Origin of the sequence: Pseudoalteromonas sp. MMG012 (assembly GCF_018100875.1) — a bacterium.
In the GTDB taxonomy this organism is placed as follows: domain Bacteria; phylum Pseudomonadota; class Gammaproteobacteria; order Enterobacterales; family Alteromonadaceae; genus Pseudoalteromonas; species Pseudoalteromonas aurantia.
The window spans coordinates 20,103-36,132 of the sequence record NZ_JAGJEF010000014.1 but is presented as its reverse complement, the minus strand read 5'-3'; the positions used below and the strand labels follow the sequence as shown (position 1 = coordinate 36,132).

The 16,030-nt window shown below is 40.5% G+C and carries 9 protein-coding genes; 3 read left to right on the top strand and 6 right to left on the bottom strand.

Annotation, left to right across the window (positions count from 1 at the left end; all coding sequences use genetic code 11):
* Window positions 1-278: 278 nt before the first annotated feature.
* The 3 genes from J8L97_RS07135 (at window position 279) to J8L97_RS07125 (ending at window position 6,872) form a co-directional block, all read left to right on the top strand.
* Entirely contained in the window at window positions 279-2,246 is a 1,968-nt protein-coding gene (locus J8L97_RS07135; RefSeq protein ID WP_211048405.1) for an FAD-dependent L-amino acid oxidase, read from the top strand.
* A 60-nt stretch (window positions 2,247-2,306) separates the two neighbouring features.
* Window positions 2,307-4,106: an alpha-keto acid decarboxylase family protein gene (locus tag J8L97_RS07130; protein ID WP_211048403.1), complete on the top strand. Its 1,800-nt coding sequence runs from the start codon at window positions 2,307-2,309 to the stop codon at window positions 4,104-4,106.
* A 192-nt stretch (window positions 4,107-4,298) separates the two neighbouring features.
* Entirely contained in the window at window positions 4,299-6,872 is a 2,574-nt protein-coding gene (locus tag J8L97_RS07125; RefSeq protein WP_211048401.1) for a zinc-dependent metalloprotease, read from the top strand.
* 238 nt (window positions 6,873-7,110) lie between these two features.
* Here J8L97_RS07125 and J8L97_RS07120 read toward each other — a convergent pair whose 3' ends face one another.
* The 6 genes from J8L97_RS07120 to J8L97_RS07095 form a co-directional block, all read right to left on the bottom strand.
* Complete coding sequence (locus J8L97_RS07120; RefSeq protein WP_211048399.1) at window positions 7,111-7,743, bottom strand: hypothetical protein; 633 nt, start codon at window positions 7,741-7,743, stop codon at window positions 7,111-7,113.
* Between the two features lie 88 nt (window positions 7,744-7,831).
* Window positions 7,832-8,644, bottom strand: coding sequence for a GIY-YIG nuclease family protein (locus J8L97_RS07115; RefSeq protein ID WP_211048398.1), 813 nt, complete (start codon window positions 8,642-8,644; stop codon window positions 7,832-7,834).
* 33 nt (window positions 8,645-8,677) lie between these two features.
* Window positions 8,678-11,236, bottom strand: a complete 2,559-nt coding sequence (rdrB, locus tag J8L97_RS07110; RefSeq protein WP_211048397.1) for an antiviral RADAR system adenosine deaminase RdrB — start codon at window positions 11,234-11,236, stop codon at window positions 8,678-8,680.
* The gene (rdrA, locus tag J8L97_RS07105) at window positions 11,233-14,085 is read right to left on the bottom strand and encodes an antiviral RADAR system adenosine triphosphatase RdrA (RefSeq protein WP_211048396.1); all 2,853 of its coding nucleotides are present in this window, start codon (window positions 14,083-14,085) and stop codon (window positions 11,233-11,235) included. Before rdrA ends, rdrB begins: the two co-directional genes overlap by 4 nt.
* 1 nt (window position 14,086) lies before the next feature.
* Window positions 14,087-14,836 carry a hypothetical protein gene (locus J8L97_RS07100; protein WP_211048395.1) on the bottom strand — a complete coding sequence of 250 codons (750 nt, stop codon included), beginning with the start codon at window positions 14,834-14,836 and terminating at the stop codon, window positions 14,087-14,089.
* A 63-nt stretch (window positions 14,837-14,899) separates the two neighbouring features.
* On the bottom strand, window positions 14,900-15,829 hold the full coding sequence (locus J8L97_RS07095; protein WP_211048394.1) for a restriction endonuclease: 930 nt from the start codon (window positions 15,827-15,829) through the stop codon (window positions 14,900-14,902).
* Window positions 15,830-16,030: the final 201 nt, after the last annotated feature.

Genomic DNA, 16,030 nt, shown 5'->3' with positions numbered 1-16,030 from the left:
TATTCTCACTACTTCTACACATACCGAAAAACATAATACCTTGATTTAAAATCAAAATATATATTTCATTAGAAAACAATAGCCTAAGCAAGAATATAAAAATGTAACCTGCTGTAATTACTTTTTCGCTAAGTATGAACTAAAGTTTATATGCTCAAAAATTTGTAAACAAAAGGTAAAGTTACAAATCTAAAAAATAGAAACACTGGACAAAAATTAACAACAAGGAGCTATCTACATCAATGTGTTATCTCCTCTCATCCATATAAGGAACTATCATGACCCATTATAAATTTGGTAACGAGATAAAGTCTAAAACGATCCCGAAATCGGTAAAGGTGGCGGTTGTTGGTGCTGGTATGTCAGGTCTATATAGCGCGTGGCGGTTAGAAAAAGAACATAAAACACAAGACTTCGCGATATTCGAACGCTCAGATAGAACAGGGGGTCGCTTAGACTCCGATCTCATTAACTTTAAAAACCAACATACAGGAGAAGGTCAACCTGAGTTCATTACCGTCAAAGAAGAGCAAGGCGGCATGCGCTTCTTATTCGAGGGAATGGATGATTTAATGGCACTCTTTTTGTCGTTGGATCTACAGGATCAAATAGTTCCTTTTCCTATGAACAGTGATGGAAACAACCGTCTATATTTTCGTGGCGAGAGCTTCTCTGTTACAGATGCACAGCAAGATAATTATGCTATTTGGTCCGAGTTGTACAATTTGGCGCCATCTGAACAAGGCGTTAATCCGAAAGACATCATCAATGTAGTATTTAACCGAATTTTACAAGCTAATCCACATTTTGATGCGCGCCCTGAAGTACGCGGTCCTGAATTTTGGCAGGCATTTCGCTTAGATTGTCAGTGGCAAGATAAAGGTCTGAATGAATGGACTTTATGGGACTTATTCTCAGATATGGGTTACAGCCAAGAATGTATCACCATGCTATATCGCGTATTGGGCTTCAACGGCACTTTTTTATCGAAAATGAATGCTGGTGTCGCTTATCAATTGTTAGAAGATTTTCCTGCAGATGTACAATTTAGAACTTTTAAGGATGGCTTTAGTACATTACCTAACGCACTTGTTGATCAGATTGGTACTGAGCGCATTCACTTACAGACCAGTATTGAAGAAATTGATCACGACGAGGCATCTGGAAAATATATATTGCACTATATCCACATAGATGAACAAGGTGGCGAACACCGCAGCCAAGTCCATGCTGAAAAAGTTATTCTAGGATTACCACGCTTAGCGTTAGAACGCTTGTTTGTAAAATCAAATGCATTTAATCGATTGCCTAAAGAGCACAGTGAAAAACTCTGGAATACACTGCAAACCGCGTCCAATCAGCCATTGCTAAAAATTAACCTATATTATGATAATGCTTGGTGGGGTCGAGGGATAACAGGCCGTCCAGCGGTTGAGTTTGGACCCAACTTTGCCGACTTACCCACGGGATCTGTTTATCCATTTTATGCCGTAAACGATGAGCTTGCAGCGGCACTTATGTATGAAGAAAGAGATACCGACCCCAGTAAAAGTGTGCAACATCAACTTGATGCTATCAATAGTCAAAAATACGAACGCCCCGCCGCACTCACCATTTACTGTGATTATTTAAACATTAACTTTTGGAGTGCATTACAAAACAAAGGCGAACTTTATCATAACCCGAAACAAGAACAATCGGTAGAGAATGTCCCCAGTGACATGTATCCCGCTTCAGTTGCCGTGGTGCAACAGGCAACTAAGTTCTTCAAAGAAATCTTCAATACCCACTATGTGCCAGAGCCTATATTAACCAGTGCACGAATTTGGGAAGGCAGCGTAAATTTTGATCTTCCTGTAAGCCAACAATTTGGCTACGGTGTACACCAATGGGCCGTAGGCGCAAACGACAGACAAGTCATGGAAGATTTAATTGAGCCTCTTCCTAACTTATTCACCTGCGGTGAAGCATTTTCTGATTATCAAGGTTGGGTTGAAGGTGCACTGCGTTCAACAGATCTGGTACTTGAACGTGGATTTGGACTGGCGCCTTTAAGTGAAGTATATGAAAGCACAACACATGTTTCTCCTTCAACCGCAATTAAAGCTGTATATGAAGAAAATTCAGCAAAACTGATCAACCAATACATTGATGGTCAATTTTCAACAAGTGATGCGCCAATTGATAAACACCTCGACGAACACACGGTAATAGGGGTGAATTTAACCTATTTTGACAAACCATAACTTCCCTCGATAACAGGCGGTATTTTTGCCGCCTTTTTTGATCCAATTCAAGGAGCTGCAATGAATAACGTTATCAATGAATATTGTGTTGCTGATTATTTAAAAGATCGCCTCGAAGAAATTGGTGTTGAACAAATGTTTGGCGTAGCAGGTAATTATACAGCCGCTTTGCTCGATACTATTTTAGCCGATAAAGAAACGCCAATTACTATTTCCGGTAATGCTAATGAGATTTGTGCAGGATTTGCTGCTGATGCGTATGCGAGACTAAAAGGTGTCAGTGCGTTGTATGTTACCTATAGCGTTGGTGCTTTTAGCTTACTAAACACCATCGCTGGCTCATTTGTTGAACAAGTCCCGGTCATACTTATTAATGGCGCACCAACCAATAAAGAAGATCAAATATCAAAACAAACTGGTTTACTTTATTCACATACAACCGGGTATCAATTTGTTGATATTCATATGTTTAAGCCTATTACGGTAGCCGCTGAGCGTATAACTAACGCACAGCAAGCCCCTTTTCAAATAGACTCTGCAATTACCGCTATGCTCACTCAAAAGCGACCTATCTATTTTGAAGTCGCTGAAGATGTGTGGCGAACCCCCTGCGTAAAACCAACAGGAAAACTCAGCAGTGGTGTGAATGCCACAATAACCATCAGTGAAGCGGCTAATGCAGCAAAAGCAACCATTAATATGATGTTAAAGCGGCCAAAAAGTATTTTTTGGGCTGGCGTAGAGCTACAACGTTATGGGCTACAAGATAAGTTTTTGGCTTTGTTAGATGTGATCAACACCAGCAATACACTGCCGGCAAACCATATTCATTTCGTGACGTCTGCAATGAGTAAGTCTGTCATTGCTGAAACTCATCCTTGGTTTGAAGGCTGTGTCACACTTAAAAATGAAGAAATTGATACACTGGTTGGTGATGAAGGCGCACTCATTGGTATTGGCGCTTGGACCACCGGAAAAGATACAGGTAATGAAGACATACGCAGCGACAAAACGGTTTTGGCAGCCCATGACGGTGTACATGTTGGTGCTGAGTTTTATCCATCAGTACAGCTTAGCGACTATTTAGATCAACTTATTGTCGCTTTTTCTGAACTCGAAATACAAAAAAACGCTCCATTTTCGGGCCTACGACTAAAACAACAGCCTCCCCTCTTAGCCACCCAGTACCATGCTCAAAACACACTCGGGTATGACAATTTTTACCATACTTTAGGCCAATGGCTTTGCACAGATGATATCATGGTGGTCGATGCTGGCTTTCCACTTATCGGTGCCCAAAGTGTAAAAATTCCAAGTCAAAATGGGTTTGTAGCGCAGGCTTCTTGGCTATCTATTGGCTACTCGGTGCCAGCTGGCACCGGGGTTAAATGCGCTTATCCAGACAAACGCGCCATTGTAGTCGTGGGCGATGGCGCATTTCACGAAACGTGTCAGGCCGTTGCAGATCAACATGCCTACGGACAAAATACGGTGGTATTTGTTATTGCCAATGGCATTTATGGTATTGAGCAATACCTAGTTAATCCAAATCCTTTTAGAACACCGCCAGTCGATTATAAAGACCCACTCTTAGATGAAGTGTACCCTTATAATGAGCTGCCAAGTTGGAATATCGCCAATTTAACCGATGCTTTTGGTGGACAAGGCCGTAAAGTCAGTCAATTAGGAGAATTACTCAATGTTATGGAGGAAATTCGTGCTAATCCAGATACCAATTTCTTGGTAGAGGTGGTGATCCCAAAAGACAATGTGCCGAAATCCATTGCCATGGAAGCAGATACAGCTGTGGGTGAGGATGAAATAGATAATCCAAACTGGCCGCCATCTGGTAAATTTTAACCACACTAAATAATGAACAGCCCAATTTAACCCATCCTTAATGATGATTGGTTTAGCACTGATCATCATTATCCGGTTAGTTAATATTCAAGCTTCCCAGTTCACCCTATTTTTATGAATTTCGCCGTACTTTCTCACCTATTAGGCTCATAACACGTTATATTCTAGATATTGTACCTGTTAGGAATATCTATGACTTTTCATAAAAAAACGATCGCACTTGGCATTGCTGCATGCATCAGCACATCACTATGCAGCCTGCCAGCTTATGCATCTGACAAACAAACCACAAAAGCTGAAAATAAGAAGCAGCAAACGATTGCTGACCTCACTAAAAACCATACTAAGCACGAAGGTCTTTTTACCTTATTTCAAAGTAATAAATCAGGCGCCGTTTTACTACAGTTAAACGAATCACAACTGAACAGCGAGTTTATACACTTTGCCCAAATACTAGATGGTTCTGGTGACTTTGGGTTCAGAGGAAACTACCACGGCGGCACTGTTTATACATTCAATCGCGTCTTTAATCGCATTGAAATTCGCGCTGAAAATCAACATTTTTATTTTGATCCTAACAACGCAGTTAGCGGTGCCAAAGATGCAAATATTAACCGCCCAATTGTTGCCAGCGTAAAGATTAAAGCACACGATGAAAAAAGCGGCGATATCCTCATTGATGCCAAAAGTATTTTTTTGACAGAAGCCCTTAAGCAAATAAAACCATCTAAAAACCCCAAGCAGAAACCGGGAAAACGCCGGACACTTGGTAAGTTAAGCAAAGATAAAACAAAATATTTAGCACTGCATAACTACCCTAAAAATACCGATTTAAGCATTGAATATGTTTATGATAACGGTGCCCCAGTAAGACCGACGGTTACCAGACCAACTAGCGCGGATTTTGCCTTTACTGACGATCGAAGTATTAATATTCATGTGCGCCACAGCCTAGTCCCTATGCCGGAAAATAGTTTCAAGGCCCGTTTTGATGACCCCCGTATTGGTTATTTTGGTCAAACAAAATATGATATGACATCACTTCAAGACCCGACCCCATATCGTGATGTCATTAATCGCTGGCACTTAGAGAAAAAAGATCCAAACGCCGCAGTATCTGAACCGATAGAGCCCATTGTTTGGTGGATTGAGAACACCACACCACTAGAATACCGAGACACAATCAAACAGGCAGCATTAGCGTGGAACCCTGCATTTGAAAAAGCGGGATTTAAAAACGCCATCGTAGTGAAGGTACAGCCTGATGATGCTAAATGGGATGCAGGAGATTTACGTTACAATGTAATGCGTTGGACATCGTCTCCAAAAGTGCGCTTTTCAGGCTATGGTCCTAGTTTTGCAAACCCAAAAACAGGCCAGATCCTAGGGTCAGATATTATGCTTGAGCTATCAAGCTTTAGACGCCGTTTAGATACACTTGATTTATTCAGTGGCACACAAGCAACAACATCTAACGACCATCATGACCACTCAGCATTGTTCGAATCAGCACAATTTGGACAAGCAGCCTTAAATGCCTCTTCAGCGAGCAGTGCTGATAAAGCACGCTTTATCAGCGAGTACTTACATTATTTGGTGCTACATGAAGTGGGTCATACGCTTGGGTTAAACCACAATATGCGTTCAAGCCAATTGCATTCAAAAGACAAAGTGCAATCAATTATGCCAAGTGACAACCTTCCTCTGACTGGGTCTGTCATGGAATATCCGGCGATTAACTTTGCCCCGCATGGAAAGAAGCAAGGGTTGTACTACACCACTATGACTGGCCCATATGATAACTGGGCCATTGAATATGGTTACTCTAGTGCACTAGACAATGCGCACGCAGAGCAACAACGCTTAAATAAAATCTTAGCGCGCTCAACTGAACTGGGTAATGCGTTTGGCAACGATGCGGATGATATGCGTGCACCAGGCAAAGCCATCGACCCACGCGTTAATATTTATGACTTATCAAATGACGCAATCGGCTACGCCACCGATCGTTTAGAAACAGTAAATATACTGGTCTCCGATTTATTAAATCGCTCTATTGTTGAAGGTGAATCTTATCAAGGCTTAGTGACCGACTACGCGCTACTAAACCGTGAATATCACAACAATGTAGGTGTAATTTCTCGCTATATTGGCGGCGTATACGTAGAGCGTGATTTTGCGGGTCAAAAAAATGCAAAGACCCCATTCACACCCGTGCCTGAAAAAGAACAACGACGTGCTATGCAAGCATTAAGTAATTTTGTGTTCGCACCAAATGCATTCTCTGTCGATCAAGCGCTGGCACAACACCTGCAAACTCAACGCCGTTTCTTCTTTAACTACTCAAAAACAGAAGATCCAAAGTTTCATGATATGGCATTACGCACACAAAAATCGGTGCTCAATCATGTGCTTCACCCTGTTGTGTTAAAACGTATTGTAGATACCGAACTGTATGGTAACGAATTTAAATTAGATGAAGTATTTGCTGAATTGACGAATGCGATTTTCAAAGTCGATGCAAGAAAAGACGTTAATAGCTTTAGACGCAATCTACAACGTGAATATGTAAATCGTTTAATAAAAATTGCCAATAACGACAAGCAAGGTGCAAGCCAGCAAAGCATTCAAGCACTGGCCCGTTACAACCTGAAAGAAATTAAAGATATGATCAAGCGCCGTAAAGGTGACACGGTCAGCGCTGCGCATAAGGAACAACTGATTTATTTGATTTCTAAAACACTCAACCCAAATGGGAAAGCATAATTATGATGCAATAAGTCATAATTCCTCCGCTTACAAATGAGCTGTATACTTAAAAAAAACGGTGCTAAATTAGCACCGTTTTTTATCTAACTTTCCAGTGTTTTTAAGTGGTTCTGATACCACGATAGATACGTTCAACTTACCATTAATCATACGCATTCTGAACAAGCTCATACACCAAATAAATTTCAAGCATCAACTTAGCGTGCACCACCAATAAACAAGTGTGAATAGCGCATTAAGATTGGTAATATTCATGCGAGAAAAACAGCTTTAAATCACGGTAAAGGGGGGTGAAAAAATAGACTAGAGAGGTCCATTCTTCAGCATTACCAATTAACCCAGTGCGTGACAATCTACCGAGTAATGCACCCACTACATCCCTTTTTACATTGAGTTCTCGTACACAATGATCGAGTGCGTCTGAGTATTGCTCATGCGGGTTTGGTAAACTGTCATCATCAGCCACTCGCTCTGGTTCTTTAACGTGTAAGTCGTCAGTGTAAGGTAAGCCCCCTTCCGACAAATAGTGTAAAATCATGATCTCGCGATAAGATAGCTCAGAAAAAATCGCCAATATTTCTTGATAAAAATCAGGTTGGCGCTCAATAATTCCTTGGGTTTCACTGACAATAAATAAGTTTTTTAGCGCATTCACTTTGGCTTCAACAGATGCGCGCTCCACAGCTTCAATCGTACGAATTATACACGCCAAGTAACTCGGGCTTTTTAATTTTGCTTGTTCAATAGACAGCATGTTGCTCTCTAACATCGACAGGATCTGCTCTTGCTGGCGTTGCTCAGAGCGCTTTTTTAACGCCGAAAAAACTTTACCAGCGACTTTTGCTTCGGGGGCGATTAACCCAGTCATATTAATTCCTTTTTTATTATATATTGTGGCTCTGCTCGTTAACTTTAGCACCTTAAATATAACTTACCTGCAAGTCATCAATATTGAATTACTCAATTGCCATTATATCCAAAAACACGGCTACCCAATACATCTTTCCAATGCCTTCTCGTGTGCGAATATAATCCGCAGTCATTTGCGTATCTGCGATTTCTAATATACTAAATTGAAAGTGATGAGCATAATCAGGCCCATGAACCTCCAATACCTCAATTAAACGTTCATTGTATCCATGACCATGCTTTGAGTAGTCACACCAACGCTGCCAAATACCTTCGCAACCCGTTGCACTTCCAACATAATGCTTACCACTTGCTAGGTCGGTAATTAAATACACCCCAGACACACTTTCTAATGCCGTTTTCCAACTTTGTACTTGTTGCTTCACAATAATATCTAGATGCGCTTTTGACAGCTTTGTAAATTGATACCCTTTGAAATGCTCAACCGCCAATCTCTCTGGCATTAATGTATGCACCGTCATATCGTCGCACCAATTCTCTGCCAATAGGTAAGATTGCCTGCCTGTACGCTGAAACGCGACTTTTAACCGGCCTGCATAATCACTTGTGCCTTTTAATTTTTCTGTCGTATACACATAATGATCATCCGCCCAACGGTTGGCAATAACACGGTAGACACCAACAAATAGCCAGGTATTTGATTCGGGCAGTTGTATTAATGCCACAATATAATGGCGATTAAAGTTTTGCTTATTTTGCACCGCTTGCCATGCGTCAAACCTATCAGCAAAATACATATCTAACGGATTCTCATCACCATTATTAACAGCAAGGTGTATTTTGGTATTTTTAGCGATTAAGTCTTTATCTAGCGCATTTAAAAATGTAAATAATTCCATATACTCTCTTAATTAAATAGAGTGAATGACCCCTTATTTATTCACCCACTCAAGATGGTTTCGTAGAAATGTATTCATTCCAGTTTCGCGAATTTTTTCAATCCAGCTTTGCGCTTTATTAATGCCTACCTCAAAATGCTCTACCGCCGATTTTTGCAAAACGCGATGCTCATTTTGAATTGTGGTTGGCATTAGCGCTGCATCATCAGTATTAACACACACTGGAACAGCGCCTTTTCGTAAACCAAATCGGTTGAATTTGCTCCCAGTATTTAACCATGCTTGCTCTGGTGGATCCCACCTGAAAATAGGATGTTCATGGTAGTGCTCAAATCGACCGATATATATATTTGATGTTGGGCACGCCTCTATCATTATTTCTTGTGCTGCATATTTTTCCATTTGAAGATCTTGAATAGCTTCAAATAATTCTAATTCTGCGGCCGATATAGAGTCATAGAATCGCCCTTCATCAACGCGATAAGGCTCTCCACTTTGTTTGGCTAAACAATCAATAATGACAGGGGTCTTTCTTAATTGATAGTATGCATCCTGTCTCACATGAGCCAGAATATACTTTCTCCATAACGTCATTTCTTTTTCAGACAGAGAACCAGTCTGCTTAGGGTTAAAATCCACAACCCAATGCTGATAACCTGGGTTTAAAGCATGCACCTCTGGAATGGCATGATGCTCTGTACTTAATTTCAATGTCTCAGGACAATTGCGTCTCAATTTCCATGCCTCATAAAGAGTACGAGTGGTATAAACATCCTCTTCATGTAGTTTGCCAGACCAATAGTTAATTTTTTCTTGTAATAAATGTAACACCCCAGTAAAACGCGGGGCTTTTTGAACCACTTCCAATGCTTTTTGATATCCCCATACCAAATTATCTACATGATCTCCCAAAGTCACATAGGCCACCCGCTGCCTATTTGCCCAAAGTGTAGGTATAACGCCCAAAGCCAGTGCATGGCCCAGCCTATCACCCGCTTTAAAATCACAAAAGTAAACAGCTTCATCAACGGCTCTTAACCCAGATAATAAATGGCTAAAATCTTCCCCTGCATGCACCGTTAAAAATGGTCGTTGAAAGCGTTTACTGAAAATATCAACCGTTGGATGTTTTGCACTTCGAATAACTCGCAGTGCAGGAGCAAATACTTCTATGGGCAAGTCATTTTCATTGCCTGCTACGTCATATCCGCGAATAGCTTTGCGTAAATCAATACTTTGCGGTGCTTTTAAAAGCCGATTTGCATCAAATGTTTGAACATCTTGATCCGAAAAAGTGACCGAGCCCTTAAACCGCTGCAATGCGCCCACTTGTTGTTTTATCTGAGCCCGAAGCGACTTATGATAACGATCGTCACGCTTGATACCATGGTGCTTTAAACTACGAGAAAAGTGCACCACAAAATGGATATTTTCAGCTAAAGCGTGTTTATAGGCTGACGACAAAGCTAAGTGAAGTATCTTGGAGTCTAACTTTGCTTGTTTATCTAATAGCAAATTAGGCGCAATACGAAACTCCCGAAAAGTGCTTTGCTCAATATCCGCAGATAAACTATCAAACATGTGAGTCATTTGATTAGGCCGATTTCGCTGTTTTCTAGCACTAAAATTAGATGTTTCCACAAACTGACTCAGCCCCGTCCCCCATACGACCATATAATTACGCAGGACATTCGCTACTCGCACAAATTGTGCCGCCATGTTGGGCGCTGACGTATTAAGCACCCCTAGGCAAAACAACAACCAACGTCTATCAGAACGAATTGGCCGCTTATGTGCGCTCATAAACGCTTTTTGTGCCAAATTAGATGCGCCTTGAGTACGTAAGTAATATAAACCCAACTGAGTAGACGGCTCAAATTGGGTCACGGAGGTATCAATTGGCGTATCACTTGCTTCACTTGTAAAAGCACGCTCAATTAACTGACCACCTAACACATCGCACCAGCGTGGTAAGCTATCCTTTGCATAGTGGCCGCTCTCAAATAAGGTATATTCAGGTCGTGTAGGCCAACCGGTATTTGGCAGCGACTCACCATATAGCGCAAAGCTCAGTAATGACGGCCCTATGTGACCATGCCCACCTAAATGCACATGATTGTCAGCATATGGCTTTTGTAGTTCTTCATTGGTAAATGCATGAGGGCATTGCCGTGAAATCACGCACTCTATAATATCGTGACCACCAATCTGATAGTCTTGTGCTATATCCGTGTAAGCTTGCGCAATAATCCAACTGCCATCAACTAGTGACAACAGCTCTAACCAATGTTCTAGCTTATGTGGCTTTACATCAAAATGATCTCCCTGCCACTCTAAAAAGGTATTGGCTAAGCGAGATAATACCGACTGAATGGTTACTCCAGCTTTATCATAACCAAATGCAAGTAGCTGATTTACAATATCTTCTTTACGTAAGTTACGCTGAATATAGGGCTGATAATTTGCAATGTAACGCGTCAAATTGCTGAAAAATACATGCCCCAATACACCCTTTTTATGCAATTGTTCAATCGCGCTATCAGAGGATAAAAAGGCAATGTCACACAGCTGAACATCGTTAATTAAAATCATGATCGATGCTTCTCAACCACATCTTTTATCACCACTAATACATTATTAATGAAATCTCCATTAATTTTTTCAAGTGTATTAAAACCAAAGAATGATCTCCCTGTTATATTTGCGTACAACTTATCTAATGCTGGCGTGTATTTAATATGCTTTCTTATGACTGTCAAGTTTGGCCAACATTGAGCTAAATCATGTAGGCTATTGTCCACAATATAATCTGCAATCCCTGCAATAACACTAGGTGGTTGCTTTGAGGTAATGCTTTCTCCCCTAAGCCTCTCCAGTCGCTTCTTGCTTGCTTCATACTCTACATTTCTAGGATCATTAATACGGGGTTTCACTACAAGCTCAGACAATTTTTCTTTTTGGATTTCCCCCAGCTTCACTCTTCGTGGAATAACCGAGTCATTCATCTCATCTGCTCTTATTAAAGTAAACAGCGGGTGATCCTTTAAACTATTGATAAATAATCGCTTGACGCTATCTTCATCCGCTTCCTGTGCTTCTAATAGGGCGGTATTTCGACCGAGCGTTCGGTCATATTTTCTAAACTCTTTAGGATCTCTAATCGTTTGCTGTCGTGGTGTAATTGCAACACTGGCGTGCACGGCTGTACTTTCTATCATTGCGGTACGAGCTGCATTAACGAGCATATACTCAAAGCGTTTTATATGATCGGTCAAATACTCGTTCTCGTAACTGCTCCCTTTAATGAAATTATTAAATCTAAACGAATGAAATGCGGTAAACGTCTTATTAAACATATAAGCAAAGATGGGAATGAGTTTTTCACCGCTTATACCCTCAAACAAGGCTTGGTGTTTATTACGCCAGTTTAAAATTTCAACTTCAAGCACATCACAAATGGCATCTTTTCCAATCGCACCCGAATCATCCATATTACGAACAAGCGTAAACTCATCTTTATCCTCAATTCTTTCATCTTCAAGAGCTTTTGTCGGTGACATATTAAAGATGCTATAAAAAGGCCTGCGATTTAAAATGCCTCTTACGTTATCTGCCACCTTTAACCCACTGTCAGGCATTAAAAATGAATACACCAAAACCTCAAACGCTCTGCTTAAGCAAACAAACCGATAATTATTTACTAACGTTGAGTACGCATCTTCTTGGGTATATAAGGTCACCAAGAGTCCATCCAAACTACAGCTAGCAACTCTTGTTTGCTCTTGCTCTTTTTTAGCAACTGAGCCATCGACACCTTTGGTTGGCTGCAAAGTCGCTACTACATCAGCTGTAGTAGAAATTTGCAGCTGTTTAGACACCATACTTTTGGGGTGATAGAACTCCAGCGGCGGCATACTCATAAGTGCTCTATCGGTATAGGTAAATGCCGCCTTCAATAACGCTACATTATCTTTTTTCCAGCCATCAACGCCCTTATCACCTTTTAGCTCTGCTGCTTCTTGATTACTTTCAATACCCAATGCATGCATTTGAGAACGTAAGAACCGCTTGTCCGCCCACTGAATATGATCTTGTTTAATCTGCTTCTTTGGATTAAAACTCGGTAAGTCCAATATATTAAATAAGTCATTTTCAGAGCCATTCTTAAAGGTTAAATAAGAGTTTGCATTGGTATACGCTAGGCCTTCTTGTTTTTGCTCAGCCCAGTTGATGTAGTTTTTCCACAGTTTATAGCTTAGCGATTTATCCGTCTTTGCCAGCACTAACTCATTAGGTGGAATAGCACGCGCCAGTTGTGTAAATTCACGGGCAAATTCAGGTTTGGGCCAATGATGTAAAACTTCTTCGTTTAAACAAAGCGGGTAAAATTCAGCGTAAATACTTTTAACATAATCACGATACTCATAATACTGACTTTGTTTATCTCGCATACTTTTATCTGGTGCACTACTATCTGGTGCGGCTTTAAAGCGCAGTGTCGGATAAATATAGTGTATCGGTAGTAGCGTGATCCGCATTTGGCTCGGAAACACTTTGGTCAAATAGGCCTTGGTTAAATCACCAGCGAGTTCTTTCCCTTTTTCTACTTGTAACCCATCTTGAGTATCTTTCCTGTACGCTTTTTCATCAAAGTGAATACCCACCATTTGTTCATAGAGACTGTAATCACCGCTCACAATGGGTATGATATATGGGCAGCCTAATAAACGTCTAACCTCATCAACCACTTCATAAGCCCGACCCAGTGCCATATCAACATCATCAATGGGTAACGCTAAAGCATTACAACCCAATATATGTAAAGCACTTTCTACATAACTGTGAAAATGCTTTTCAACACTGATCCCCGATTTATATTGCAAGATTTTATCTATGCCTGTACAGCCGTCAAATTCTTCCTTTTTTCCTAATGAATCAGCCAGTTTCTGTAATGCCTTGTAAAAGCCACTTTTAGTTGCTTCATCGATTTCACGTATTGGTGAATGGCTCGTTTCACCAGTAAGACACGACTCTACGTCACTGTAAATTTGCGCTATGATCACATTGGCAAAGTTATCTTGGTCAATCAGCATCGTGGGATCTATTGCGGGCAGAAAATAAATACTGGATGTCGCAAAGTTCGTGTTTTGCTGACAATGTACCCGCCACATAGCTTGGCAATTTCTTAAAAAAACCGTTTTACCTGTTCCTCTTGTACCATTCACTAATATTGCATTGTGTGAGAGCCAAGTTTTATTTTTAACCCGACTACTTTTATAAGCTTGTGCATCTAAAACAAAATTTTGTAACTTTTCAAGTAACTTATCTCGTGCCTCAAATTGCCAAAACTCTTTGTATTCTTGATCTTCATGCGTATCCAAAGAGATAAAGTCGTCACGATATTCTTCTTTAATTAAATCTAATAAATATTTCGTAGCCATGTTACTTCCTTAATCCCTTAATCCAACTCACCGCGCTATCATGTACTTTATAATGGTCGCCCATCACTTCTTTGTCTCTTCGGTTGGTGCCTTGCTCAACTATTTCAAATAAATGTGCAAACGTTTGTTCTTGTATATAAGGTAAATCGCTCTTACTACCCTGACTACACGCAATTTCATATTCACGCTTTAAGCGCTCCAAGTGATGAACAAGCGTTTGGTTGCGAATTGAACTTGAGGTATAACCAAACAGCCTATTGCACATATAAGTGATAAAGAAGCCAGCAAAACATAATAACCCGGCGACAGCCGCAGTCTCCTTACTGAACCCAATCAATAAGATCACAAAAAATGGCACGTTAAATAGGCATAACATACAAGATTGTGTTTTCTGCCATTTATCTTTTTTAGTTTTGCTATTAAAGGGGAAATTTCTGAAGCTTACTGCGATAGCTAATAATATAGAGGGGACGCTACTCAATATCATCCAATTAAAGTCATAGCCATCCCACAATACAGTTTGCGAGAATATCGCTAAACCTTTAAACAGTTCGGATGCACAAAAGTAACTTAACAAGGTCAAAGCCCAAATAACAAATAACACCGATAGGCTTCGGGTCAATTTACTCAGTTTATTCATTTTATTATGTGCGGGAAGGTAGATCTCGCATATTAACCAATTAATTTCGCTAATTACCGGATCATCATTACTCCCTTTTTTTACTCTACCGAGATATTCTGCTTGAGTCATATTTGCCTCCTATTTTATTGTTTTTATTCATTCCATGGTGACTTTAAAACGCGAGCATTATATTTATGACTCTAAAAAGTAATCACTATCAAGTGCTTTAACTTCAAATCGATACTTGGTACTCACCCCTAAATTGTGGCTGAGCATCAGTGCACTAAGCTGCTCGCCATCGACTAGCACAATGCGTTTTTCAATCATGTTTACGTATGCTTTGGCTTCTTTACTAAAACCACTGGTGGTGATAAATACCCCTTTTTTTGCACGATGCATATCAAGTGCCCCCGCAAAGGCTTGAATATCTGGCCGGCCAACCGTTTTATCAGTGTATCGCTTAGCTTGTAAGTAAATCATTTCAAGGCCGAGCTTATCTTCTTTGATAATACCGTCAATGCCGCCGTCTTGCGTATATTGGGTGGCTTGCCCTGCATCTTGACGAGAGCCGCCATAACCCATAGCCAGCATTAAATCGACCACAAGGTTTTCAAAAAATAGCGGGCTGGCTGCCAATATTGAATTAAGTAACTCATCACGTAATGAGGTATTCATTGTTTCAACAGCTGATTCGATGACCTCTTGTGGGGTTTGCTCATCGCTCTCCACCGGCTTTTGCGTCACATTTTCACAGAATACGACATCAGCTTTTTTTGAGCGTCGAACAAAATCTTCAAATGACGAAAATTGCTTTAAATATGCATTATTTATTTGCTCACCACAGCTCAAAGCTGCTTTACCAGCATCACTGATAACACAATAGGCACGCTTCGGCTGTGTGATAAGCCCCGCTTGTACTAAATAGGTTTTTGCCCAATTTAAGCGATGATTTGAATAGGTTTGTTTACCGCTGGGTATGCGCTGTTTCAATTCCTCAGCTGTGAGGTTAAGCTGAGTATATACTTTATTTTCAATCTCACTCAGCTTCACAGGGTGAGGGTACTGCGTATTTAAAACATGCAATAATGGTTGCATAAATGCTTGATAATTAGGTACTGCCATTGTCCTTACGCCCAGCAACTGCTTGGCTCTCCTTATAAAAAAACGGTAACATAGTATGTAATTTCATGACGATGCGCAAACAACGTGCGTTTAATGGTAACACTTAGGTGTTCGATATTTAGGAGCCATACTTAGCCAAATGCCCACTTCTACCTATATAAAAAACGGTGTTAAGTTATGTGGTTCCTGAACAAGTTCGTA

Excerpts from the sequence above, each read along its gene's own strand:
- rdrB (WP_211048397.1), bottom strand. The coding sequence starts at position 11,236 with ATGATTTTAATTAACGATGTTCAGCTGTGTGACATTGCCTTTTTATCC.
- J8L97_RS07115 (WP_211048398.1), bottom strand. The coding sequence starts at position 8,644 with ATGGAATTATTTACATTTTTAAATGCGCTAGATAAAGACTTAATCGCT.
- J8L97_RS07135 (WP_211048405.1), top strand. The coding sequence starts at position 279 with ATGACCCATTATAAATTTGGTAACGAGATAAAGTCTAAAACGATCCCG.
- J8L97_RS07125 (WP_211048401.1), top strand. The coding sequence starts at position 4,299 with ATGACTTTTCATAAAAAAACGATCGCACTTGGCATTGCTGCATGCATC.
- rdrA (WP_211048396.1), bottom strand. The coding sequence starts at position 14,085 with ATGGCTACGAAATATTTATTAGATTTAATTAAAGAAGAATATCGTGAC.
- J8L97_RS07120 (WP_211048399.1), bottom strand. The coding sequence starts at position 7,743 with ATGACTGGGTTAATCGCCCCCGAAGCAAAAGTCGCTGGTAAAGTTTTT.
- J8L97_RS07100 (WP_211048395.1), bottom strand. The coding sequence starts at position 14,836 with ATGACTCAAGCAGAATATCTCGGTAGAGTAAAAAAAGGGAGTAATGAT.
- J8L97_RS07095 (WP_211048394.1), bottom strand. The coding sequence starts at position 15,829 with ATGGCAGTACCTAATTATCAAGCATTTATGCAACCATTATTGCATGTT.
- J8L97_RS07130 (WP_211048403.1), top strand. The coding sequence starts at position 2,307 with ATGAATAACGTTATCAATGAATATTGTGTTGCTGATTATTTAAAAGAT.